Origin of the sequence: Klebsiella sp. HMSC09D12 (assembly GCF_001808475.1) — a bacterium.
Classification (GTDB): domain Bacteria; phylum Pseudomonadota; class Gammaproteobacteria; order Enterobacterales; family Enterobacteriaceae; genus Klebsiella; species Klebsiella oxytoca.
In genome coordinates this window covers 22,992-46,976 of the sequence record NZ_KV793484.1, presented here as the reverse complement: position 1 = coordinate 46,976, position 23,985 = coordinate 22,992, and the positions used below count along the sequence as shown (strand labels likewise).

General features: G+C 55.5%; 17 protein-coding genes. 9 read left to right on the top strand and 8 right to left on the bottom strand.

The features are described from left to right. The first annotated feature begins 99 nt into the window (after positions 1–99). On the top strand, positions 100–993 hold the full coding sequence (locus tag HMPREF3178_RS16735; RefSeq protein ID WP_004100717.1) for a YcbJ family phosphotransferase: 894 nt from the start codon (positions 100–102) through the stop codon (positions 991–993). Here the strand turns inward: HMPREF3178_RS16735 and elyC are convergent. Continuing rightward, on the bottom strand, positions 970–1,749 hold the full coding sequence (gene elyC, locus HMPREF3178_RS16730; protein WP_017146197.1) for an envelope biogenesis factor ElyC: 780 nt from the start codon (positions 1,747–1,749) through the stop codon (positions 970–972). The genes HMPREF3178_RS16735 and elyC overlap by 24 nt on opposite strands. Before the next feature lie 121 nt (positions 1,750–1,870). Here elyC and cmoM point away from each other — a divergent pair, with 121 nt between their 5' ends. The 7 genes from cmoM (at position 1,871) to HMPREF3178_RS16695 (ending at position 12,600) form a co-directional block, all read left to right on the top strand. Further along, entirely contained in the window at positions 1,871–2,650 is a 780-nt protein-coding gene (cmoM, locus tag HMPREF3178_RS16725) for a tRNA uridine 5-oxyacetic acid(34) methyltransferase CmoM (protein WP_004100721.1), read from the top strand. A gap of 3 nt (positions 2,651–2,653) precedes the next feature. Next, entirely contained in the window at positions 2,654–3,976 is a 1,323-nt protein-coding gene (gene mukF / locus HMPREF3178_RS16720; protein WP_004111885.1) for a chromosome partition protein MukF, read from the top strand. Further along, positions 3,957–4,661 (top strand): chromosome partition protein MukE, encoded by a 705-nt coding sequence (gene mukE / locus HMPREF3178_RS16715; RefSeq protein ID WP_017146196.1) that lies wholly within the window; start codon positions 3,957–3,959, stop codon positions 4,659–4,661. The genes mukF and mukE overlap by 20 nt, the downstream gene beginning before the upstream one ends. Beyond that, positions 4,661–9,109 (top strand): chromosome partition protein MukB, encoded by a 4,449-nt coding sequence (gene mukB / locus HMPREF3178_RS16710; RefSeq protein ID WP_017146195.1) that lies wholly within the window; start codon positions 4,661–4,663, stop codon positions 9,107–9,109. The genes mukE and mukB overlap by 1 nt, the downstream gene beginning before the upstream one ends. A gap of 183 nt (positions 9,110–9,292) precedes the next feature. Next, a complete protein-coding gene (gene ldtD / locus HMPREF3178_RS16705; RefSeq protein WP_004111890.1) occupies positions 9,293–11,086 on the top strand; it encodes a L,D-transpeptidase in 1,794 nt (597 codons plus the stop codon). A gap of 301 nt (positions 11,087–11,387) precedes the next feature. Beyond that, positions 11,388–11,939 (top strand): YcbK family protein, encoded by a 552-nt coding sequence (locus HMPREF3178_RS16700; protein ID WP_004100731.1) that lies wholly within the window; start codon positions 11,388–11,390, stop codon positions 11,937–11,939. 13 nt (positions 11,940–11,952) lie between these two features. Further along, on the top strand, positions 11,953–12,600 hold the full coding sequence (locus HMPREF3178_RS16695; protein ID WP_004100733.1) for an MBL fold metallo-hydrolase: 648 nt from the start codon (positions 11,953–11,955) through the stop codon (positions 12,598–12,600). 66 nt (positions 12,601–12,666) lie between these two features. On the opposite strand, the gene HMPREF3178_RS16690 is transcribed toward HMPREF3178_RS16695, so the two are convergent. The 4 genes from HMPREF3178_RS16690 to pncB form a co-directional block, all read right to left on the bottom strand. After that, positions 12,667–13,857, bottom strand: a complete 1,191-nt coding sequence (locus HMPREF3178_RS16690; RefSeq protein WP_004100734.1) for an amino acid aminotransferase — start codon at positions 13,855–13,857, stop codon at positions 12,667–12,669. A gap of 187 nt (positions 13,858–14,044) precedes the next feature. Next, entirely contained in the window at positions 14,045–15,124 is a 1,080-nt protein-coding gene (locus HMPREF3178_RS16685) for a porin (RefSeq protein WP_004100735.1), read from the bottom strand. A 589-nt stretch (positions 15,125–15,713) separates the two neighbouring features. Then, positions 15,714–17,114: an asparagine--tRNA ligase gene (gene asnS, locus HMPREF3178_RS16680; protein ID WP_004100736.1), complete on the bottom strand. Its 1,401-nt coding sequence runs from the start codon at positions 17,112–17,114 to the stop codon at positions 15,714–15,716. Positions 17,115–17,427: 313 nt separating this feature from the next. After that, positions 17,428–18,630 carry a nicotinate phosphoribosyltransferase gene (gene pncB, locus HMPREF3178_RS16675; protein ID WP_004100738.1) on the bottom strand — a complete coding sequence of 401 codons (1,203 nt, stop codon included), beginning with the start codon at positions 18,628–18,630 and terminating at the stop codon, positions 17,428–17,430. Positions 18,631–18,957: 327 nt separating this feature from the next. Here pncB and pepN point away from each other — a divergent pair, with 327 nt between their 5' ends. Continuing rightward, entirely contained in the window at positions 18,958–21,573 is a 2,616-nt protein-coding gene (pepN, locus tag HMPREF3178_RS16670; protein ID WP_004100740.1) for an aminopeptidase N, read from the top strand. Positions 21,574–21,637: 64 nt separating this feature from the next. Here pepN and ssuB read toward each other — a convergent pair whose 3' ends face one another. From ssuB to ssuE, 3 genes are read right to left on the bottom strand one after another with little or no spacing between them, the layout of a single operon-like run. Further along, complete coding sequence (gene ssuB / locus HMPREF3178_RS16665; protein WP_004111897.1) at positions 21,638–22,411, bottom strand: aliphatic sulfonates ABC transporter ATP-binding protein; 774 nt, start codon at positions 22,409–22,411, stop codon at positions 21,638–21,640. Then, the gene (ssuC, locus tag HMPREF3178_RS16660; RefSeq protein ID WP_004100742.1) at positions 22,408–23,199 is read right to left on the bottom strand and encodes an aliphatic sulfonate ABC transporter permease SsuC; all 792 of its coding nucleotides are present in this window, start codon (positions 23,197–23,199) and stop codon (positions 22,408–22,410) included. Before ssuC ends, ssuB begins: the two co-directional genes overlap by 4 nt. Before the next feature lie 54 nt (positions 23,200–23,253). Then, the gene (gene ssuE / locus HMPREF3178_RS16655) at positions 23,254–23,829 is read right to left on the bottom strand and encodes an NADPH-dependent FMN reductase (RefSeq protein WP_004100743.1); all 576 of its coding nucleotides are present in this window, start codon (positions 23,827–23,829) and stop codon (positions 23,254–23,256) included. Between the last annotated feature and the right edge of the window lie 156 nt (positions 23,830–23,985).

Below are 23,985 nucleotides of genomic sequence, written 5' to 3'. Positions count from 1 at the left end.
TTTTCCATACTTTTTTACGTCAATTTTGATCTTACCCGATGACAACCCCGGCGCAGGCGCTCATTATGAAACCAGTAGTGTTCATAGGGGTAATCAGAAATGGAACAGTTGCGTACCGAGCTGAGCCACCTGCTGGGTGAAAAACTAAGCCGCGTGGAGTGCGTCAGCGAGAAACCCTCGTCGGCGCTGTGGTCGCTATATGATGCGCAGGGAAACCCAATGCCGCTGCTGGCGCGCAGCTTTACGACGCCGGGCGTGGCGCGTCAGCTGGCGTGGAAGATATCAACCCTCGCGCGAAGCGGTACTGTCCGTATGCCGGTGGTCTACGGCGTAATGACGCACGAAGAGCATCCGGGCCCAGATGTACTGCTGATCGAAAGACTGCGCGGCGTTTCGGTAGAAGCCCCCGCCCGTACGCCGGAGCGTTGGGAACAGCTACAGGAGCAGATTGTTGAAGCGCTGCTGGCCTGGCACCGTCAGGATAGCGGCGGCTGCGTCGGGATGGTCGACAGCACTCAGGAAAATCTCTGGCCATACTGGTACCGCCAGCGTGTAGAGGTGCTATGGAGCACGCTGAACCTTTATCAGGATACCGGCCTGACGATGCAGGACAAACGCATTCTGTTCCGCACTCGCGAATGCCTTATGGATTTGTTTAAGGATTTCAATGATAACTGCGTGCTGGTCCACGGTAGCTTCACGCTGCGCAGCATGCTTAAAGATCCGCGCAGCGATCAGCTGCTGGCGATGGTAGGTCCGGGCATGATGCTCTGGGCGCCGCGTGAATATGAGCTATTCCGTCTGGTTGATAGCGGCCAGGAAGAGCAGCTGCTGTGGCACTATCTCCGCCGGGCGCCGGTAGCGGAAGCGTTTCTCTGGCGGCGCTGGCTGTATCTGCTGTGGGATGAAGTGGATAATCTGGTCAATACCGGACGCTTTGACCGCGTCCGGTTTGATCTGGCGGCTAAATCAATCCTGCCCTGGCTCGCCTGAAGATCCTTTCAGTCGCTGCCAGATGCGACCTAACGTTTCGTAACCAACCCGATCGCTATGCATTAGCCAGACCGGCGAGGGGATTGCCCGCTCCCATGGGTTGAGCGGTGACTCAATCGCCAGCTGGTTGGCCGGGGCGGGCAAGGGCGCCAGCCCGGCGCGGCGAAAGAAAATCATCGCCCGCGGCAGATGTGAAGCGGAAGTGACCAGCAGGAAAGGCGCATCGCCAATCGCCTCTTTCACCGCGGCGGCTTCCTCTTCGGTATCTTTGGGTTTATCGAGAACGATAATTTCGCTGCGCGGTACGCCCAGGGTCTCGGCTACCCGGGCACTGGTTTCCGCAGAACTTACCGGGTTGGTCTTCGCTCTTCCGCCGGTAAAGATCATTTTGGCTCCCGGATTTTCCTGCCACAGGCGGATGCCCTCCGTCAGCCGCGGCAGGCTGTTATTAATGAGATTTGAGCTGGGCGCCCAGGCTGGATTCCAGGTGTATCCTCCGCCCAGTACGACGACGTACTGTACGCGCTCTTCTCCCCGCCACGTCGGGTATTTATCTTCAATCGGTTTGAGCAAACTATCGGCCACCGGTTGCAGGCTTAATAGCAGCAACAGCAGCCAGCCGAAGCTGACGCAGAGCTTGCCGGTGCGCTGGAAACGGCTAAACCACAGCAAGGCGATGCCGACCACCATAAGCAACAGCAGCAGGGGAAGCGGCAGCATCATGCCGCCTAAAACCTTTTTCAGCGTAAAAAGCATGCCCAATGGTTCCTTTTTTAACCATATAACCAAAGATATACCCGGATCTTACAACAGATCGCTTCATTCTCCGCGCGGGTATGACAAAATAGCGGCTTTGTGTTGGCTTGTGGAGTCACCCGTGCAGGATCGTAATTTCGATGATATTGCTGAAAAGTTTTCGCGCAATATATACGGCACCACCAAGGGCCAGCTGCGGCAGGCGATCCTCTGGCAGGATCTACAACCGCTGCTGAACCAGATGGGGCCTGGGCCATTGCGAGTTCTTGACGCGGGCGGCGGCGAAGGGCAAACGGCGATCAAAGTGGCGGAAATGGGCCATCACGTCACGTTATGCGATCTCTCTGGTGAAATGGTGGCTCGCGCCAGGCAGGCGGCTGCCGATAAAGGTGTGATCGACAACATGCATTTTGTACAATGCGCGGCTCAGGATATTGAGCAGCATTTGGAAAGTCCGGTCGATCTGATACTGTTTCATGCGGTGCTGGAATGGGTAGCCGAACCACAGGCGATGTTGCGTACGCTGTGGTCGATGCTGCGCCCCGGCGGCGCGTTATCGCTGATGTTCTACAATGCTAACGGCCTGTTGATGCACAATATGGTCGCCGGCAATCTGGACTATGTGCAAATCGGCATGCCGAAAAAGAAAAAACGCACGCTGTCGCCGGACTATCCGCGCGATCCGCAGCAGGTTTACGGCTGGCTGGAAGAGATTGGCTGGCAGATTACCGGTAAGACCGGCGTGCGGGTGTTTCATGATTATCTGCGTGAAAAACACCAACAGCACGACAAATTTGCGGCGCTGCTGGAGCTGGAAACGCGCTACTGTCGCCAGGAGCCGTATATTAGCTTAGGCCGTTATATTCACGTCACCGCGCTTAAGCCGCAGATGCAAGGATAAACTATGAGTGAATTTTCCCAGACAGTCCCCGAACTGGTTGCCTGGGCCAGGAAAAATGATTTTTCTATTTCGCTGCCGGTCGACAGACTCTCTTTTCTGCTGGCGATTGCCACGCTGAACGGCGAGCGGATGGAAGGGGAAATGACCGAGGGAGAACTGGTGGACGCGTTCCGCCACGTCAGTGATGCGTTTGAGCAGACCAGCGAAACCATCAGCCAGCGCGCCAATAATGCCATTAACGATATGGTGCGCCAGCGTCTGCTGAACCGCTTTACCAGCGAAATCACCGAGGGTAACGCTATTTATCGCCTGACGCCGCTGGGCATCGGGATCACCGATTACTATATCCGTCAGCGCGAGTTCTCCACCCTGCGCCTGTCGATGCAGCTCTCCATCGTTGCCGGCGAACTCAAGCGCGCCGCCGACTCGGCAGAAGAGGGCGGCGATGAGTTCCACTGGCATCGTAACGTTTTCGCTCCCCTGAAGTACTCGGTTGCGGAAATTTTCGACAGTATCGATCTGACCCAGCGGATCATGGATGAGCAGCAGCAGCTGGTGAAAGATGATATTGCCCAGCTGCTGAATAAAGACTGGCGGGCGGCGATCTCCAGCTGCGAGCTGCTGCTGTCGGAAACGTCCGGCACCCTGCGCGAGCTGCAGGATACTCTGGATGCGGCGGGCGATAAGCTGCAGGCAAACCTGCTGCGTATTCAGGACTCGACCATGGCGCGCGACGATCTGAATTTTATCGATCGTCTGGTGTTCGACCTGCAAAGCAAGCTGGACCGCATCGTCAGCTGGGGTCAGCAGGCGATAGACCTGTGGATCGGTTACGATCGCCACGTGCATAAATTTATCCGTACCGCTATCGATATGGATAAAAACCGCGTCTTCGCGCAGCGTTTACGCCAGTCGGTCCAGACTTACTTCGACGCTCCCTGGGCGCTCACCCATGCGAATGCCGATCGTCTGCTTGATATGCGCGATGAAGAGATGGCGCTGCATGATGAAGAGGTTACCGGAGAACTTCCGGCGGATCTGGAGTACGAAGAGTTTAACGAAATTCGCGAACAGCTGGCAGCGCTGATTGAAGGTCAGCTGGCGGTCTATAAAGAGAAGGGACTGCCGCTGGATCTTGGTCTGGTGGTACGCGAATATCTGTCGCAGTATCCTCGCGCTCGCCACTTTGATGTCGCGCGCATTGTTGTCGACCAGGCGGTACGTTTGGGCGTAGCGCAAGCAGATTTCACCGGACTGCCGGCAAAATGGCAGCCGATTAATGATTACGGAGCCAAGGTACAGGCGCATGTCATCGACAAATATTGAACAAGTGATGCCGGTTAAACTGGCGCAAGCGTTGGCTAATCCGTTATTTCCGGCGCTGGATAGCGCCCTGCGCGCGGGCCGTCATATCGGCCTTGACGAGCTGGATAATCACGCATTTTTAATGGATTTTCAGGATTACCTGGAAGAGTTTTATGCTCGCTACAACGTCGAGCTGATTCGCGCGCCGGAGGGGTTTTTCTATCTACGCCCGCGCTCGACCACGCTGATCCCGCGCTCGGTGCTCTCCGAGCTGGATATGATGTTGGGCAAAATTCTTTGCTATCTCTACCTCAGTCCGGAGCGCCTGGCGAATGAAGGCATCTTCACCCAGCAGGAGCTTTACGACGAGCTGCTGACCCTGGCGGACGAAGCCAAGCTGCTGAAGCTGGTCAATAACCGTTCGACCGGCTCCGACCTTGACCGCCAGAAGCTGCAGGAAAAAATGCGCGCTTCGCTCAACCGGCTGCGCCGCCTCGGCATGGTGTGGTTTATGGGCCACGACAGCAGCAAATTCCGCATCACCGAATCGGTGTTTCGCTTCGGCGCCGACGTGCGCGCCGGTGACGACCCGCGCGAAGCGCAGCTGCGTATGATCCGTGACGGTGAAGCCATGGCGCTGGAAAATCGTCTGCAGCTTAATGATGAGAATGAAGAGAATCAGCCGGATAGCGGGGAGGAAGAGTAATGATTGAACGCGGTAAATTTCGCTCGCTGACGCTGGTTAACTGGAACGGCTTTTTTGCCCGCACCTTTGATCTTGATGAATTAGTGACCACGCTTTCCGGCGGTAACGGCGCCGGTAAATCCACGACCATGGCGGCCTTCGTCACCGCGCTGATCCCCGACCTGACGCTGCTGCATTTCCGTAATACTACGGAAGCCGGGGCCACCAGCGGCTCGCGAGATAAAGGGCTTCACGGTAAGCTGCGCGCAGGCGTCTGTTACTCGGTGCTGGACGTCATTAACTCTCGCCACCAGCGAGTGGTGGTTGGCGTACGCCTACAGCAGGTCGCCGGTCGCGATCGTAAAGTTGATATCAAGCCTTTTGCGATTCAGGGGTTGCCTACCTCCATCCAGCCGACTCAGCTGCTGACCGAAGCCCTTAACGAGCGCCAGGCACGCGTGGTGACGCTCAACGAGCTGAAAGATAAGCTCGAAGCGATGGAAGGGGTACAGTTCAAGCAGTTTAACTCTATTACCGAGTATCACTCTCTGATGTTCGATCTGGGCGTGGTGGCTCGCCGCCTGCGTTCAGCTTCCGACCGTAGCAAGTACTATCGCCTGATCGAAGCGTCGCTGTACGGCGGCATTTCAAGCACCATTACCCGCTCGCTGCGCGACTACCTGCTGCCGGAAAACAGCGGCGTGCGTAAAGCATTCCAGGATATGGAAGCGGCGCTGCGTGAAAACCGCATGACCCTGGAAGCGATCCGCGTAACGCAGTCGGATCGCGACCTGTTCAAACATCTGATCAGCGAAGCCACCAACTACGTTGCCGCCGACTATATGCGCCACGCAAACGAGCGACGCATTCATCTCGACAAAGCGCTGGAGTATCGCCGCGATCTGTTCAGCTCCCGCGCTCAGCTCGCGGCTGAACAGTATAAGCACGTCGATATGGCCCGCGAGCTGCAGGAACATAACGGCGCGGAAGGCGATCTGGAAGCCGATTATCAGGCCGCCAGCGACCATCTGAACCTGGTGCAGACCGCTCTGCGCCAGCAGGAAAAAATCGAGCGCTATGAGGCGGATCTTGATGAACTGCAGATTCGCCTCGAAGAGCAAAATGAAGTCGTTGCGGAAGCGGTTGACCAGCAGGAAGAGAACGAAGCCCGCGCCGAAGCCGCCGAGCTGGAAGTGGATGAGCTGAAAAACCAGCTTGCCGACTACCAGCAGGCGCTGGACGTGCAGCAGACCCGTGCGATTCAGTACAACCAGGCGCTGCAGGCGCTGGAAAGAGCAAAAGCGCTTTGCCATCTGCCGGATTTAACCCCGGAGAGCGCCGACGAGTGGCTGGAAACTTTCCAGGCGAAAGAGCAGGAAGCGACGGAGAAAATGCTGTCGCTGGAACAGAAAATGAGCGTGGCGCAAACTGCGCATAGCCAGTTTGAACAGGCATACCAGCTGGTGGTGGAGATCAACGGTCCGCTGGCGCGTAATGAAGCCTGGGACGTGGCGCGCGAGCTGTTGCGCGAAGGCGTTAATCAACGCCACCAGGCAGAGCAGGCGCACGGGTTGCGCAGTCGCCTGACGGAACTTGAACAGCGTCTGCGTGAACAGCAGGATGCTGAACGCCAGCTGAACGAATTCTGTAAGCGTCAGGGCAAACGTTACGATATCGACGAACTGGAAGCTCTGCATCAGGAGCTGGAAGCCCGCATAGCCTCGCTTTCCGACAGCGTTTCCTCCGCCAGCGAACGGCGGATGACCCTGCGTCAGGAGCTGGAACAGCTGCAGACGCGGACGCAAACGCTGATGCGCCGCGCGCCCATCTGGCTGGCGGCGCAGAACAGCCTCAATCAGCTGTGCGAACAGAGCGGCGAGCAGTTTGAGTCGAGCCAGGAAGTCACCGAATATCTCCAGCAACTGCTGGAGCGTGAACGCGAAGCTATCGTAGAGCGCGACGAAGTTGGCGCCCGTAAGCGCGCAATCGATGATGAAATCGAGCGCCTTAGCCAGCCGGGCGGTTCAGAAGATCAGCGCCTGAACGCGCTGGCGGAACGCTTTGGCGGCGTACTGCTGTCGGAAATCTATGATGACGTTAGCCTCGATGATGCGCCGTATTACTCGGCGCTGTACGGCCCTTCCCGCCACGCTATTGTGGTACCGGATCTGTCGCTGATTGCCGAGCAGCTGGAAGGCCTTGAAGATTGCCCCGAAGATCTCTACCTGATCGAGGGCGATCCGCAGTCGTTTGATGACAGCGTATTTAGCGTCGATGAGCTGGAAAAAGCCGTTGTCGTTAAGATTGCCGATCGTCAGTGGCGCTATTCACGCTTCCCGACGCTGCCGCTGTTTGGCCGCGCCGCGCGTGAAAGCCGCGTTGAAACGCTGCACGCCGAGCGTGAAAGCCTCTCCGAGCGTTTTGCGACCCTGTCGTTTGATGTGCAGAAAACCCAGCGCCTCCATCAGGCGTTCAGCCGCTTTATCGGTAACCATCTGGCGGTGGCCTTTGAGGACGACCCGGAAGAAGAAATCCGCAAACTGAATACTCGTCGCGGCGAGCTGGAACGGGCGCTGACCGCCCATGAGAGCGATAACCAGCAGAACCGGGTGCAGTATGAGCAGGCGAAAGAGGGTGTATCCGCGCTCAACCGCTTGTTGCCACGTCTGAATCTGCTGGCCGACGACTCGCTGGCCGATCGCGTCGATGAAATCCAGGAGCGGCTCGACGAAGCGCAGGAGGCCGCGCGCTTTGTGCAGCAGTATGGTAACCAGCTGGCTAAGCTGGAACCGATCGTTTCCGTTCTGCAGAGCGACCCGGAGCAGTTTGAACAGCTAAAAGAAGATTACGCGTACTCGCAGCAGACTCAGCGCGATGCGCGTCAGCAGGCGTTTGCGCTGACCGAAGTCGTGCAGCGTCGCGCCCACTTTAGCTACTCTGATTCCGCAGAGATGCTCAGCGGTAATAGCGATCTGAACGAGAAGCTTCGCCAGCGCCTGGAGCAGGCGGAAGCGGAGCGCGCCCGCACCCGCGAAGCGCTGCGTACCCACGCCGCGCAGCTCAATCAGTACAACCAGGTGCTGGCATCGCTGAAAAGCTCCTACGACACCAAAAAAGAGCTGCTCAACGATCTGCATAAAGAGCTACAGGATATTGGCGTACGCGCCGACGCCGGCGCCGAAGAGCGCGCCCGTTTGCGTCGCGATGAGCTTCATGCTCAGCTCAGCAACAACCGCGCGCGGCGTAACCAGCTTGAAAAAGCCTTGACCTTCTGCGAAGCGGAAATGGATAACCTGACCCGCAGGCTGCGCAAGCTGGAGCGTGATTACTGCGAAATGCGCGAACAGGTGGTCAGCGCCAAAGCCGGCTGGTGCGCGGTCATGCGCCTGGTGAAAGACAACGGCGTGGAGCGTCGTCTGCATCGCCGCGAGCTGGCCTACCTTTCGGCTGATGAGCTGCGCTCAATGTCGGATAAGGCGCTCGGGGCGCTGCGTCTGGCGGTCTCTGATAACGAACATCTGCGCGATGTGCTGCGTATTTCGGAAGATCCGAAACGCCCGGAACGCAAAATCCAGTTCTTTGTCGCCGTTTATCAGCATCTGCGCGAACGTATCCGCCAGGATATTATCCGTACCGACGATCCGGTGGAAGCGATTGAGCAGATGGAGATTGAACTCAGTCGACTGACGGAAGAGCTGACCAACCGCGAGCAGAAGCTGGCCATCAGCTCTCGCAGCGTGGCCAACATCATCCGCAAGACAATCCAGCGCGAGCAGAACCGTATTCGCATGCTCAACCAGGGGCTGCAGAGCGTCTCCTTCGGCCAGGTCAACAGCGTGCGGCTGAACGTCAACGTGCGGGAAACCCACTCGATGCTGCTGGACGTGCTGTCCGAGCAGCATGAACAGCATCAGGATTTGTTCAACAGCAATCGTCTGACCTTCTCGGAAGCGCTGGCGAAGCTGTATCAGCGCCTGAATCCGCAAATTGATATGGGGCAGCGTACGCCGCAGACCATTGGTGAAGAGCTGCTGGACTACCGCAACTATCTGGAGATGGAAGTGGAAGTTAACCGCGGTTCCGACGGCTGGCTGCGCGCTGAATCCGGTGCGCTATCGACCGGTGAGGCTATCGGTACCGGGATGTCGATTCTGGTTATGGTGGTGCAGAGCTGGGAAGATGAATCCATGCGCCTGCGCGGCAAGGATATTTCGCCGTGCCGCCTGCTGTTCCTCGATGAAGCCGCGCGTCTGGATGCCCGTTCTATCGCCACGCTGTTCGAACTGTGCGATCGACTGGAGATGCAGCTGATTATCGCAGCGCCGGAAAATATCAGCCCGGAAAAAGGCACCACCTACAAACTGGTGCGTAAAGTGGTGAACAATCACGAGCATGTGCATGTAGTAGGTCTGCGTGGCTTCGCGCCGCAGCTGCCTGAAACGCTGCCGGGAACGGCTAATGCTTCATAAGCTTGTACAATAAGTAGCCAAGGGGCGACATGATGTCGCCCTTTTTGTTATCCGTACCTGTATTTTAGGATTGTATAATCTTTTAACTTCTTTACATTTGGGAAGGCAAAAGCGTTTTCGTCTTCATATACTGAAAGTAAGCCCCATTTTAGCGGGCAGCAATGTGTTAACAGGGGGCAAGGGATGTTGCTTAAGAAACGGTATGGTCGTCAATTGTCAGCGCTCAGTCTGGGCCTGGCTTTTGCATTCGCTCCACTGTTCAATGTCCAGGCCGAAGAGCCTGAAATTGTACCATCGGATAGCTCAGCCACCATCAGCGAGCTCTCTTCCGCGCTCAGCCAAAGCGCAAACCAGTCTGCGGCGGTTGCCAAAATGGCTGGCGAGCAGGCGCTTCCTGCCGATGCGGCGGCGAAAAGCCGTGCCGATATTCAGGCGGTGCTGCCGTCCGGTTATCAACCCGTCTTTATGAATCCGCTGGTCTCGCTGTATGCGGCCAGGGATATGAAGCCGATGTGGGATAACCGTGAGGCGGTGCAGGCGTTTCAGCAGCAGCTGGCTGAAGTCGCTATTGCCGGTTTTCAGCCGCAGTTCACCACCTGGGTTGAGCTGTTAACCGACCCGGCGGTGAACGGTCTGGCGCGGGATGTTGTTTTGTCTGACGCCATGATGGGCTATCTGCATTTTATTAGTGGTATTCCCACTCAGGGCAACCGCTGGCTGTATGGCACCAAACCGTATGCCATGTCGACGCCGCCGCTATCGGTGGTTAATCAGTGGCAGGTGGCGCTGGATAGCGGTTCGCTGCCGCAGTTCATTGCGGGCCTGGCGCCGCAGCATCCGCAGTATGCCGCAATGCATCAGGCGCTACTGGCGCAGGTTGCCGATTCACGTCCGTGGCCGCAGCTCACCGGTAAGACCTCGCTACGTCCCGGGGAGTGGAGCAATGATGCCGGTGCGCTCAGGGAGATTTTACAGCGCACCGGTATGCTCGATGACTCGGCGAAAATTGCCCTGCCGGGCGATGACGTGGTGAGCCCATCCGCCGGGAAAAAGGCTAAAAACAGCGGCCGCGGCGTTTACGATCGCCAGTTGGTTGAAGGCGTTAAGCGCTTTCAGGCGTGGCAGGGGCTGGGCGCTGATGGCGTGATCGGTCAGGCGACCCGCGACTGGCTCAACGTCTCTCCCGCGCAGCGCGCCGGCGTGCTGGCCTTAAATATCCAGCGTTTGCGTCTGCTGCCGGGTAATCTTGCGACCGGTATTATGGTGAATATTCCAGCCTTTTCGCTGGTTTATTACCAGGATGGCAGCGAGGTGCTGGCATCACGAGTTATCGTTGGCCGCCCGGACCGCAAAACGCCGATGATGAGCAGTGCCCTAAACAATGTGGTGGTCAACCCGCCGTGGAACGTACCGCCGACGCTGGCGCGCAAAGATATCCTGCCGAAGGTGCGCAATAACCCCGGCTATCTTGAACAACACGGCTATACGATGATGCGCGGCTGGAACAGCAAAGAGGCCATCGATCCTTATCAGGTGGACTGGGAGACGATAACCGCATCGAATCTGCCGTTCCGCTTCCAGCAGGCTCCCGGCGCGCGTAATTCGCTGGGGCGCTATAAATTTAATATGCCAAGCTCAGATGCCATATATTTGCACGACACGCCAAATCACACTCTGTTCCAACGGGATGGGCGAGCGCTGAGCTCTGGATGTGTGCGGGTGAATAAAGCTTCAGAGCTGGCGAATATGCTGTTGCAGGACGCGGGCTGGAACGACGCGCGTATTTCGGATGCCCTCAAGCAGGGAAATACCCGCTATGTGAATATTCGTCAGAATATCCCGGTTAATCTCTATTATTTGACCGCCTTTGTCGGGGCTGATGGACGTACACAATATCGAACAGATATTTACAATTACGATCTCACCGCGCGATCCAGCGCACAAATCCTGCCTAAAGCTGAACAATTAATCAGATAAATGAAGTAGTTCAACGGATTCGGTTGTCCTATCTGTGTGTGAAAACGGGTCTTGCAGTCTGCAAGGCCCGAGTTTACTGGGGGGAGGCTGCCTTGACGTTGGCAATAATGCCCGGTAAGGTGCCTTTCGTGCGCCAGAAGTGCATATACATATAATCCTGCAAAAGCGTAATGGTGGTGAGCAAGCCAGGCCTTCGTCGCTGATATCGATTAGCCGCCGGAGAACAAGCGTATGCTGGCGGCTAACGGGCGGATTGCGGGAAAAGTATATTACGATTCATTTACCTGTAGACCTGATTATCATGGACAAATTTGACGCTAATCGCCGCAAACTGCTGGCGTTAGGTGGAGCCGCGCTCGGTGCTGCTGCCATTCTGCCTGCGCCGGCATTTGCCACCCTCTCGACCCCACGACCGCGTATTTTGACGCTGAACAACCTGCATACTGGTGAATCACTCAAGGCGGAGTTTTTCGATGGCAGAGGCTATATTCAGGATGAATTAGCAAGACTTAATCATTTTTTCCGCGACTATCGCGCGAATAAGATTAAGTCCATCGATCCCGGTTTGTTCGATCAACTCTATCGTCTGCAGGGATTACTTGGTACGAACAAGCCTGTCCAGCTTATTTCCGGTTATCGCTCTGTTGATACCAATAATGAGCTTCGCGCGCGCAGCCGGGGAGTAGCGAAACACAGCTACCACACCAAAGGCCAGGCCATGGATTTCCATATTGAAGGCATTTCGTTAAGCAATGTTCGCAAAGCCGCGTTATCTATGCGTTCAGGTGGTGTAGGATACTACCCACGTAGCAACTTTGTGCATATTGATACCGGGCCGGTACGGCACTGGTAACGAAAGGAGCCTCATGAACTATCGTATTATTCCGGTTACCGCGTTCGCGCAGAACTGTTCTTTAATCTGGTGCGAACAAACCAGGCTGGCGGCGCTGGTGGATCCCGGCGGTGATGCTGAGCGAATCAAACAGGAAGTCACCGCGGCAGGCGTCAGCCTGATGCAAATTCTGCTGACGCATGGCCATCTCGATCACGTTGGTGCGGCGGCGGAGCTGGCGCAACATTATGGCGTGCCGATTATCGGGCCGGAAAAAGAAGATGAGTTCTGGCTGGAAGGATTACCGGCACAGAGCCGGATGTTTGGTCTGGAAGATTGCCAGCCGCTTCAGCCGGATCGCTGGTTGAACGAAGGCGATGTAGTCAGCGTGGGGAACGTCTCTCTGCAGGTGTTGCACTGTCCCGGTCATACTCCAGGGCACGTGGTCTTCTTCGATGCCGCTTCCCGACTGCTGATTTCTGGCGATGTCATATTCAAAGGTGGGGTGGGGCGTAGCGATTTCCCTCGTGGCGACCATAGCCAGCTGATCGATGCGATTAAACGCAAACTCTTGCCGTTGGGCGATGACGTATCGTTTATTCCTGGCCATGGCCCTATGTCGACGCTTGGCTATGAGCGTCTGCATAACCCATTCCTGCAGGATGAGATGCCTGTCTGGTAAATTTGCCGGAAGAAAATAGATGAAAAGGCCGCGAATGCGGCCTTTTGCTTTTGCTACAGAGCGGGCTTACAGTACGGCAACAATCGCTTCGCACAGCGGCGCCATATTGTCTGGCGTCATGCCCGCGACGTTAATACGCCCGGATGCCACAGCGTAAATCGCAAACTCTTCGCGTAACCGCAGGACCTGCTCTTTGGTCAGGCCGCTAAACGAGAACATCCCGTTTTGCTGAATGATGAAAGAGAAATCACGGCTGGCGCCTTTTTCCTGCAGGGTATTAACGAACAGCAGACGCATGCGCTGGATGCGTTGGCGCATGTCGGTTAACTCTTGTTCCCAGATGGCGCGCAGCGCGTCATTGCTGAGAATGGTCGCCACTACCGAGGCGCCGTGAGCCGGCGGGTTAGAGTAGTTTGCGCGGATAACGGACTTCATCTGGCTGAAGGCGCGGTCTACCGTTTCCTGGTCAGCGGCAACCAGCGTGCAGGCGCCTACGCGTTCGTTATACAGGCCGAAGTTTTTCGAGTAGGAGCTGGCTACCAGCAGCTCTTTATGCAGCGCGGCGAAAGCGCGCAGGCCTTCAGCGTCCTCTTCCAGGCCCCGGGCAAAGCCCTGGTAGGCAAAGTCAAACAGCGGCAGCCAGCCTTTCTCTACGGAGAGCTGCGCCAGCTGTTGCCACTGTTCCAGCGTTGGATCGATACCGGTTGGGTTGTGGCAGCAGCCGTGGAACAGAACCACGTCACCGGCCTGCGCTTCGTTCAGGCTGGCCAGCAGTCCATCGAAGTCGAGTTTGTGGTTTGCGGCATCGTAGTAGGTATATTCGCGAACGTCGAGTCCGGCTGAATTGAATACGCTTTTATGGTTCGGCCAGCTTGGGTTGCTCACCCAAATACGTTTAACGTCGGTATTCTTCGCCAGAAAATCAGCGGCGACGCGCAGGCCGCCTGTACCACCGGGAGTCTGGGCGGTACGAGCGCGTTTATCATTGATAATCGCGCTGCCTTTCCCAAACAGCAGCTCCTGAGTGCAGCGACCAAACTCTGGAATACCATCAATACCCAGGTAATTTTTGGTGGTTTCATTTTCCAGCAGATACTGTTCTGCTTTCTTCACGCTAGTCAGGACCGGTGTTTTACCCGTTTCATCTTTATAAACACCAATTCCAAGATTAATTTTTGTTGGGCGGTCATCGGCACGAAACAGATCGGCCAGGCCCAGAATTGGGTCGGCAGGGGCGGCGGTAATGTTCTCAAACATGACGAGGTTCCATTGTGATTACTGAAGGGAAATCCGCTATCAGGTTAACGGGAGTTATGTTAATTGCCAACCGTTTGCGACAAAAAGCGAGAAGGTTTTTAAAAGTTACGATCTTCCTCTCAGGAACGCAGAAAAGCAGGACCGAAGTCCTGCTTTTTAGGCATATCACGAAGGGGTGTACTGCAAATTAGAACTGGTAAACGATACCAACCGCTGCCTGATCGTCGGTCGCGACTTTCGCAGCACGGGTGTAGTCGTTGTCGTCCAGCTGGTTGAATTTATACGCAGCGTAGACGTTCATGTTTTTGTTGAAGTAGTACCAGGTACCCACTTCGACGTATTTAACCAGGTCAGCATCGCCGCCGGAGAAGCCAGCGCGGGAGCGCAGGTCTTTACCTTTAGTCTGTACGTAGCCGATGGACGGACGCAGGCCGAAGTCGAACTGATACTGAACAACGGCTTCAAAGTTCTGAGTTTTGTTAGCGAAATAGTTGCCTTCGTTTTCCGGAGTCATGTTGTAGGTCTGAGAGTACATGACTGCAGCGTAGATGTTGTTCGCATCATACTTAGCGGAGGTTGCCCATGCTTCAGCTTTTTCGCCCTGACGGTCTGCTTTCTGGTCGCCGCTGCGGCTGGAGTTAGCATAACCAGCGGACAGCGCTACACCGTTGTCAAACGCGTAGGTAGCCGCGGTGCTGAAGCCGTCGCCGTTTTGTTTCTTCACAGCGCGTTCTTTGTTTTTACCCTGGTACTGCAGCGCAAAGCTCAGGCCATCAACCAGACCGAAGAAATCAGAGTTACGGTAGGTCGCAACGCCGTTGGTACGCGCGGTCATGAAGTTGTCGGTGTTGGTCCAGCCGTCGCCGCCCCATTCAACCAGCATATCGGTCGCCGCTTCAACGTCGTAGATGGCGCCGTAGTTACGACCGTAGTCGAATGAACCGTATTCACCGGCTTTTAAGCCAGCGAAAGCCAGACGGGTTTTCGTGGTCTGGGAGCCTTCAACGTTGGACGCATCCATGTTGTATTCCCACTGGCCGTAACCGGTCAGCTGATCGTTGATCTGGGTTTCGCCTTTCAGGCCGATACGGGCGTAGGTGGTGTCGTCGCTGCTGGTGTCACCGTTAGTGGTCCAGACGTGCTCGCCAACCATTTTTCCGTAAAAGTCGAGTTTGTTGCCGTTTTTGTTATAGATTTCTGCAGCGTTAGCTGCACCGGCTACCAGCAGGGCAGGAATTACCGCTGCCAGAATTTTGCGCTTCATCATTATTTATTACCCTCATTTATATTTTTTTATGAACACTTGCCACTGCCGCCAATACGTTTCGTCAATAAAAATTTACGGAACTATTGATGATAGTTTGGTGTCTGGAGGCATCTTTCCATTCAGAACAACGTTTCGCTAGCCTGAAAATGCTACCAATATCTCATATGAGTAACAAAAGGAAATTCTATGTAACTAAATGTGTATTTTTGGGAACTTTGTGAACTCTATCAACATTCCGTCCCTGTTCGCTGACAAAATCAGCTCTCTTTATATATCTATATGAATTAATTATGATTAATTTAGATAACAGAGGGGTTGTGCATTTTACAGCTGCTTTTTGCTTTTTTTTTATTCAGATCTTGTCGTTGCAAGATGTGCGGTGGTTGATTAAATAGTGAGCAATATAATCAGCAGGTTTGACGATTTTTGGGCATTAAGTGCGATTTGTAACTTCAGGTATGAGCGAAATAGTGCGTAACATATTTATGAATTTCGCGGGTTGATGTTTAAATTTCCTGAAATTCGTTAACGTAAATTGACATAAAAAAAGGCCGGCTTGCGCCGACCTTTGCGTGAGATAACAAAAAAATCAGAATGTGGCGTTACGTGGAGTGCGCGGGAACGGAATCACGTCACGAACGTTCTGTACGCCGGTCACGTAGGCAATCAGACGCTCGAAGCCCAGACCAAAACCGGAGTGCGGCACGGTGCCGTAACGGCGCAGGTCGCGGTACCACCAGTAGTCTTCTTTATTAAGACCCATTTCCGCCATGCGCGCGTCAAGTACGTCCAGGCGTTCTTCACGCTGGGAGCCGCCGATAATTTCACCGATACCCGGCGCCAGAACGTCCATTGCGGCGACGGTCTTCCCGTCTTCGTTAAGGCGCATATAGAACGCCTTGATCTCTTTCGGGTAGTTTTTTACGACTACCGGCGCTTTAAAATGCTCTTCCGCCAGATAGCGTTCGTGCTCGGAGGAGAGATCCACGCCCCAGTACACCGGGTTTTCGAACTGCTTACCGCAATTTTCCAGAATGGTGACCGCGTCAGTATAATCCACCTGAGCGAAATCCGCGGAAACGAAACGTTGCAGACGATCGATCGCATCTTTATCAACGCGTTCGGCAAAGAACTGCATGTCATCTGCCCGCTCTTCCAGAACGGCTTTGAAAACGTACTTCAGCATCGCTTCCGCCAGACCTGCCACATCGTTCAGATTAGCAAAGGCGACTTCCGGCTCCAGCATCCAGAACTCTGCCAGGTGGCGGGTGGTGTTGGAGTTTTCCGCACGGAAGGTTGGGCCGAAGGTGTAGATTTTGGATAGCGCGCAGGCGTAGGTTTCGCCGTTCAGCTGGCCAGAAACGGTCAGGAATGACTCTTTACCAAAGAAGTCCTTATCGAAATCGACTTTGCCCTGATCGTTGCGCGGCAGGTTTTCCAGATCCAACGTGGAAACGCGGAACATCTCGCCCGCGCCTTCGGTATCGGAAGCGGTAATCAGCGGGGTAGAAACCCAGAAGAAACCCTGTTCGTCAAAGAAGCGGTGCAGCGCCTGCGCCAGGGTATGGCGAACGCGCGCCACGGCGCCAATCAGGTTGGTGCGCGGGCGCAGGTGGGCAACTTCACGCAGGTATTCAATGCTATGGCGTTTAGCCGCCATCGGATAAGTTTCCGGATCGTCTACCCAGCCGCTTACTTCAACATGACTGGCCTGAATCTCAAAGCTCTGGCCCTGACCCTGGGATTCCACGACTTTACCGGTCACGATGACTGAACAGCCGGTGGTCAGGCGCAGCACTTCCTGATTGTAATTGGGAAGAGAATTACTAATAACGGCCTGTACAGGATCAAAGCAGGAACCGTCATAGACGGCGAGGAAAGAAAAGCCAGCTTTAGAATCTCGGCGGGTACGCACCCATCCGCGCACGGTGACTTCGCTGTCAACGGCAACGCGGCCCTGGAGTACGTCGGCTACAGGCACAACGCTCATAATAGTCTCTCTTGTTAGTCCAATAGAAAAATCTGTATACCCCTTCGACAGGGGGATATCTATGTTACCTGTCATCTTCCATCAGACAAGTAGATTTCGCGCAAGAAAGGGGTGTTTTAGGAAATAAATAAGGAGATTGTCTCCTTTACGACGGGAGAGCCTGATATTAAGAGAGTTTTGAGCATTGCCTTTATCCCGCGCAGGGCATTTCGCAATGAAAACAGGGCGGTGAATATGAAACACTTTTCTGAACGGAAAGGGGGATGATAATAAAAATGCGTCCGGTTTTACGGACGCATTTTTTCGCACAGTGTTAGCTGGCTTTTTTGACCGGCGGCAGATCGAAGGCTTTACGCAGGGCGCGCACGAAGGCTTTATCGTGGCAAATCGTTTTACCCGGGCTATCGGAAAGTTTCGCTACCGGCTTGCCGTTGCACTCCACCAGCTTAATAACAATATTCAGCGGCTTAACCTGGGGAATATCGCAGGTTAAACGTGTGCCGATACCGAAGCTCAGATTGACCCGTGAGGAGAAGTGGCGATAAAGATCGACCGCTTTCGCCAGGTCGAGATTATCAGAAAATACCAGCACTTTGCTCAGCGGATCGATGCCCAGCTTCTTGTAATGGGCAATAGCCTTCTCGCCCCATTCTACCGGGTCGCCGGAGTCGTGGCGCAGCCCCTGATAGCGGGTTGCAAATTCCGGCCCGAAATCGCGCAGGAAAGCGTCCATCGTGATGCAGTCAGTCAGTGCGATACCTAACCGATCGGGATACTCTTCCAGCCAGGCCGCGAGGGCCGCGCGCTGGCTGCTGGCCAGGTTCGGGCTGATCTGCTGGTGCGCCTGGAACCATTCGTGCGCCTGGGTTCCCATTGGCGTCAGGTTAAGCCGACGCGCCAGATCGTAGTTGCTGGTGCCGGTGAACCACGGCTCCTGCTGCAGACGCTGAACAATGGCCTGCTGCACCTCGCGTGAGAAGCGGCGGCGAGTACCGAAATCCATCAGGCGGAAGCCGGACATATCGACATCAGCGGTGAGACGGTTAAAGTCGGACAGCTTATGCTCAAGGGTATTCAGCGCTGTCGTCACGGTGATTTCCGGCGAGCGGTAGTGGTGCACCAGCTCGCTTATCACCGCCAGCAGCGGAACCTCCCACATGATGACTTCAAGCCATGGCCCGGACAGGCGAATATTCAGCTTACCGTTGTCATTAGTGACGGTAACCTGGCGCGGATCGTAGCGGAAGCCGCGTAGCCAGTCGAGATAATCTGGCGCAAAGAAGGGCAGGCTCGACAACCAGTGATATTCATCGTCCTGCAGCCTCAGGTCGCGCATCGTCTCAACCTGCTCGCGAATCGCATCGGCGTAGATGCCGAGCAGATCGTCCCCGCGGCAGCGGAACTCCGCCGCAACCTGTACATCATTGTAGCGGTGGAAGACAGCCTGCTGCATATGCAGCTTGTAGGCATCCGTATCAAGCAGCGAATGCAGTACAGGAGAAGTGAATTGGGTCATGGTGCGCAGTAGCATCCTCTCACTGGAGCGTTTCCATCAAAACCAAAGTGGTAAAAGGAGGCGGAGTATACCTGTAATACCCGACTCTGTCCCGCGGCGACGGCTGATGGCGACGCTAACGGTCATTTGCGAGGCCTAGTTTAATATATTGAACACGCATCACACCACAAGCTTTGCGCCTGGTCGAGCGCATTTCGTGCCTCTGGTGTTATCAGAATGTAGCAATTTTCATGTTTAGCATTGAAAAGATGAAGATTCTGCATAGCGAGATTTGTGCAACAGGAATAGACTGAGTCGACACTTTACAGGACATGCTAAAGGTTTTTTATGACACAACAGCCCCAAGCCAAATACCGCCACGACTATCGTGCGCCGGAGTATCTGATTAGCGATATCGATTTGACCTTTGACCTGGATGCCGCGAAAACCGTTGTTACGGCTGAGAGCAAGGTCTCCCGCCACGCGGCTGCGTCTGATGTGCCATTGCGTCTGGATGGCGAAGACCTGACGTTGGTTTCTCTGCTGGTTAATGGTCAGCCGTGGAGCGACTATAAGGAAGAAAATAACCAGCTGGCGATCGGCGGATTGCCGGAACATTTCACCCTCACTATCGTCAACGAAATCAGCCCGGCGGCTAATACCGCGCTGGAAGGGCTGTATCAGTCCGGCGAAGCGCTGTGTACCCAATGCGAAGCGGAAGGTTTTCGCCATATTACCTGGTACCTTGACCGTCCGGACGTGCTGGCGCGCTTCACTACCAAAATTATCGCCGACAAAGCCAAATACCCGTTCCTGCTTTCCAACGGTAACCGCGTAGCCCAGGGGGAGCTGGAGAATGGTCGCCACTGGGTTCAGTGGCAGGATCCGTTCCCCAAACCGTGCTACCTGTTTGCGCTGGTGGCCGGTGATTTCGACGTCCTGCGCGATACTTTCAAAACTCGTTCGGGACGTGAGGTTGCGCTGGAGCTGTATGTAGACCGCGGCAACCTCGATCGCGCTCCATGGGCGATGACTTCGCTGCAAAACTCAATGAAGTGGGACGAAACCCGCTTTGGCCTCGAGTACGATCTTGATATCTATATGATTGTCGCCGTTGACTTCTTCAACATGGGCGCCATGGAGAACAAAGGGCTTAACGTCTTTAACTCTAAATACGTGCTGGCGCGCACCGATACCGCGACCGATAAAGACTATCTGGATATCGAGCGCGTCATTGGCCACGAATATTTCCATAACTGGACGGGTAACCGCGTAACCTGTCGCGACTGGTTCCAGCTCAGCCTGAAAGAAGGCCTGACCGTTTTCCGCGATCAGGAGTTCAGTTCCGATCTCGGCTCACGTGCGGTCAACCGCATCAATAACGTGCGTACTATGCGCGGTCTGCAGTTCGCCGAAGATGCCAGCCCGATGGCGCATCCGATTCGGCCGGATAAGGTTATCGAGATGAACAACTTCTACACCCTGACGGTGTATGAGAAGGGCGCTGAGGTGATCCGCATGCTACATACGCTGCTGGGCGAAGAGAATTTCCAGAAAGGAATGCAGCTGTACTTTGAACGCCATGACGGCAGCGCCGCGACCTGCGATGATTTTGTCCAGGCGATGGAAGACGCTTCGAACGTTGATCTATCCCACTTCCGCCGCTGGTATAGTCAGTCCGGGACGCCGATCGTTACCGTCCATGATGACTACAATCCAGAAACGGAGCAGTACACGCTGACCATCAGCCAGCGCACGCCGCCGACCGCTGAGCAGGCTGAGAAGCTGCCGTTGCATATTCCGTTCGATATCGAACTCTACGACAACGAAGGCAAAGTCATCCCGCTGCAGAAGGGCGGTCACCCGGTGCATCATGTGCTGAACGTGACCCAGGCGGAGCAGACTTTTGTTTTCGATAATGTCTACTTCCAGCCGGTACCGGCGCTGCTATGCGAGTTCTCTGCCCCGGTGAAGCTGGAGTACAAATGGAGCGATCAGCAGCTGACTTTCCTGATGCGCCACGCGCGTAATGATTTTTCCCGCTGGGACGCGGCGCAGAGCCTGCTGGCAACCTATATCAAACTCAACGTTAACCGCCACCAGCAGGGGCAACCGCTGTCGCTGCCGATCCACGTAGCCGATGCTTTCCGCGCCATCCTGCTGGATGAGAAGATCGATCCGGCGCTGGCGGCGGAGATCCTGACGCTGCCTTCGGCGAATGAAATTGCTGAGCTGTTTGCTATTATCGATCCGCTAGCTATCGCCGCGGTGCGTGAAGCGCTGACCCGTACGCTGGCGAAAGAGCTGGCAGACGAGTTCCTGGTGATTTACAACGCCAACAAGCTTGACAGCTACCGCGTTGAGCATGCCGATATCGGCAAGCGTTCTCTGCGTAACACCTGCCTGCGCTATCTGGCGTTTGGCGACGCGGAGCTGGCGGATAAACTGGTTAGCGCGCAGTATCACCATGCGGACAACATGACCGACGCGCTGGCGGCGCTGGCGGCGGCAGTCGCTGCCCAGCTGCCGTGCCGTGATGCATTGATGCAGGAGTATGATGATAAATGGCATCAGGACGGCCTGGTGATGGATAAATGGTTTATCCTGCAGTCAACTAGCCCGGCCGATAACGTCCTGCAGACGGTTCGCGGCCTGCTGAATCATCGTTCGTTCAGCATGAGTAACCCGAACCGCGTCCGTTCTCTAATCGGCGCTTTTGCCGGCAGCAACCCGGCGGCGTTCCATGCCGAAGACGGCAGCGGCTATCAGTTCCTGGTGGAAATGCTCACTGAACTGAACAGCCGTAATCCACAGGTTGCGTCGCGTCTGATTGAACCGCTGATTCGTCTGAAACGCTATGATAACAAGCGTCAGGCGCTGATGCGCGGGGCGCTTGAGCAGCTGAAAGGTCTGGAGAATCTTTCCGGGGATCTGTTCGAGAAAATCAGTAAAGCGCTGGCATAACGCCAGCGCGAGTCCAAACCTGTCGCCCCGCTCGCGCTGCGCGAGCGGGGGAACGCCGCAGTCATTAACCGTGACTCACTAAGCGTGGTGAGGATTCATTCTTGCCGCGCTGCATCACCCGATGCAGCACTTCCGCTTCCAGTTCGGCCAGCTTCGCCGAGCCGGTGCGCCGCGGACGGGGGATGTCCACCAGCAGATCCAGACCTATTTTTCCCTCTTCTATCAGCAATACGCGATCGGCCATCGCCACCGCCTCGCTGACGTCGTGGGTGACCAGCAGGACGGTAAAGCCATGATCCTGCCACAGAGAAACGATCAGATCCTGCATTTCCAGACGAGTCAGCGCGTCGAGTGCGCCGAGCGGCTCATCAAGCAGCAATAATCCAGGACGATGAATTAACGCACGTGCCAGCGCTACGCGCTGCTTTTGCCCGCCGGAAAGCGCTGCAGGCCATTCACCGGCGCGGTCTTCAAGGCCAACGCTCGCCAGGGCCTTAAGCGCCGCCTCACGCCACTGGCCTTTCAGCCCCAGTCCGACGTTGTCGATCACCGTTTTCCACGGCAGCAGGCGGGCATCCTGGAACATCATCCGGGTATCGTCCTGGATTTGTGCCAGCGGCGTCGAGCCCGCCAGCAGCTGGCCGCCGTTGGGCTTTTCCAGCCCAGCCAGCAGCCGCAGCAGCGTACTTTTACCGCCGCCGCTGCGACCGACCACCGCGACGAATTGCCCGGTGGGGATATGCAGATCGAGTTCATTCAGAATCGTCTTGCTGCCGTAACGCTTGCTTACGCCGTTTAACAGCAGCGGAATTCCGGGATTAAGACGCGCGGTTGTCATGCGCTGGCCTCCTGAAGGTGATAAGCCGGATTCCAGCGCAGCCAGACGCGTTCAAGGAGCTGTGCGCTGAAGTCGGCCAGTTTGCCGAGAATAGCGTAAAGAATAATGGCGACGACTACGACATCGGTCTGCAGAAATTCGCGAGCGTTCATTGCCAGATAGCCAATACCGGCGTTAGCAGAAATGGTTTCCGCAACAATCAGCGTTAACCACATCAGGCCGAGCGCAAAGCGGATACCGACCATAATTGAGGGCAGGGCGCCGGGCAGGATCACGTGACGGAACAGCGCAAAGCCCGATAAGCCATAGCTGCGAGCCATCTCTACCAGTCCTCGGTCAATGTTGCGGATGCCGTGCCAGGTGTTGATATAAATCGGGAACATCGTCCCCAGCGCCACGAGGAAAATTTTGGCGCTTTCATCAATGCCAAACCATAAAATGACCAGTGGAATCAGGGCGAGGTGCGGCACGTTACGTAGCATCTGAATAGAGGTATCCAGCAGGCGTTCTCCCCAGCGCGAGAGGCCGCTGATAAGCCCGAGAACCAGACCAATGGAGCCACCAATACTGAAACCAATAAGTGCCCGCCACGAGCTAATGGCCAGATGCTGCCATAGTTCGCCGCTGGCGGAGAGCGTCCAGAAGGCTTTGAGCACGCCTTCCGGCGACGGTAAAATCCGGGTGGAAAGCCAGCCGATGGAGGAGGCGAATTGCCAAATAATCACGCTGCCCACCGGTAAAAGCCAGGGAGCTATGCGGATGAGAAATTTTTGCGAAAGCGTCGCCATGGAGTATTCCTTATTCGCTAGCGTATTGCCCTGTTAAGGGTAATACGCTGGTCGTTAAACATGCTCAACCCGCTGTAAGGTTTTCAGCGCCGGCGCGCGGCTGCTGGGGCGATGCAGCGCCTGCCAGAAAGTTTCCAGCGCCAGGTCGAGGCGACCCTGCAGATTCGGCGTAAACTGCGGTTTATGCTGATAATCCGTGACCTGGCTATCGTCAGCAAAAACGCCGTGGAGGATCTCCTGAGCTTTCAGCGCATTGAGTACCGGTTTTAAGGCGTAATCCACCGCCAGCATATGCGCGATGGTCCCGCCGGTAGCCAGCGGCAGAACGATTTTGCCTTCCAGCGCGCGTTCCGGCAGCAGATCAAGCAGCGTCTTGAGTGCGCCTGAAAAAGAAGCCTTATAGACCGGCGTGGCAATAATCAGCCCGTCCGCGCCGGCAAGCTGTTCATTAAGCGCGTGAAGAGCGGGGTTATCGAAGCGAGCATAGAGCAGGTCTTCCGGGGCAAAATTCTGCAGGTGCCAGTGGCAAACCTCGATATCCGCCGCGGAGAGGGTCTCTCTGGCGTATTCCAGGAGCGCGCTGGAGCGGGAAGGGTAACGCGGGCTACCCGCAAGTGTTATGACTCGCATATTCTCTCCTTATAACCAAATATTTTCATTTATCTATAATTGATAACATTTAGCCGCAGTGTGACAGAGCGCTTATCTTTCCCTAAATGATTTATCCGGCGTTGGATTGTCAGAAAGCGCATAACGAAGGGGTAAAAGTAAACGTTTGCGTCGGAG

What these genes read in the sequence shown, in the direction of transcription:
- HMPREF3178_RS16735 (WP_004100717.1), top strand. Translation starts at nt 100, where the DNA reads ATGGAACAGTTGCGTACCGAGCTGAGCCACCTGCTGGGTGAAAAACTA.
- elyC (WP_017146197.1), bottom strand. Translation starts at nt 1,749, where the DNA reads ATGCTTTTTACGCTGAAAAAGGTTTTAGGCGGCATGATGCTGCCGCTT.
- mukF (WP_004111885.1), top strand. Translation starts at nt 2,654, where the DNA reads ATGAGTGAATTTTCCCAGACAGTCCCCGAACTGGTTGCCTGGGCCAGG.
- mukE (WP_017146196.1), top strand. Translation starts at nt 3,957, where the DNA reads ATGTCATCGACAAATATTGAACAAGTGATGCCGGTTAAACTGGCGCAA.
- mukB (WP_017146195.1), top strand. Translation starts at nt 4,661, where the DNA reads ATGATTGAACGCGGTAAATTTCGCTCGCTGACGCTGGTTAACTGGAAC.
- ldtD (WP_004111890.1), top strand. Translation starts at nt 9,293, where the DNA reads ATGTTGCTTAAGAAACGGTATGGTCGTCAATTGTCAGCGCTCAGTCTG.
- HMPREF3178_RS16700 (WP_004100731.1), top strand. Translation starts at nt 11,388, where the DNA reads ATGGACAAATTTGACGCTAATCGCCGCAAACTGCTGGCGTTAGGTGGA.
- HMPREF3178_RS16695 (WP_004100733.1), top strand. Translation starts at nt 11,953, where the DNA reads ATGAACTATCGTATTATTCCGGTTACCGCGTTCGCGCAGAACTGTTCT.
- HMPREF3178_RS16690 (WP_004100734.1), bottom strand. Translation starts at nt 13,857, where the DNA reads ATGTTTGAGAACATTACCGCCGCCCCTGCCGACCCAATTCTGGGCCTG.
- HMPREF3178_RS16685 (WP_004100735.1), bottom strand. Translation starts at nt 15,124, where the DNA reads ATGATGAAGCGCAAAATTCTGGCAGCGGTAATTCCTGCCCTGCTGGTA.
- asnS (WP_004100736.1), bottom strand. Translation starts at nt 17,114, where the DNA reads ATGAGCGTTGTGCCTGTAGCCGACGTACTCCAGGGCCGCGTTGCCGTT.
- pncB (WP_004100738.1), bottom strand. Translation starts at nt 18,630, where the DNA reads ATGACCCAATTCACTTCTCCTGTACTGCATTCGCTGCTTGATACGGAT.
- pepN (WP_004100740.1), top strand. Translation starts at nt 18,958, where the DNA reads ATGACACAACAGCCCCAAGCCAAATACCGCCACGACTATCGTGCGCCG.
- ssuB (WP_004111897.1), bottom strand. Translation starts at nt 22,411, where the DNA reads ATGACAACCGCGCGTCTTAATCCCGGAATTCCGCTGCTGTTAAACGGC.
- ssuC (WP_004100742.1), bottom strand. Translation starts at nt 23,199, where the DNA reads ATGGCGACGCTTTCGCAAAAATTTCTCATCCGCATAGCTCCCTGGCTT.
- ssuE (WP_004100743.1), bottom strand. Translation starts at nt 23,829, where the DNA reads ATGCGAGTCATAACACTTGCGGGTAGCCCGCGTTACCCTTCCCGCTCC.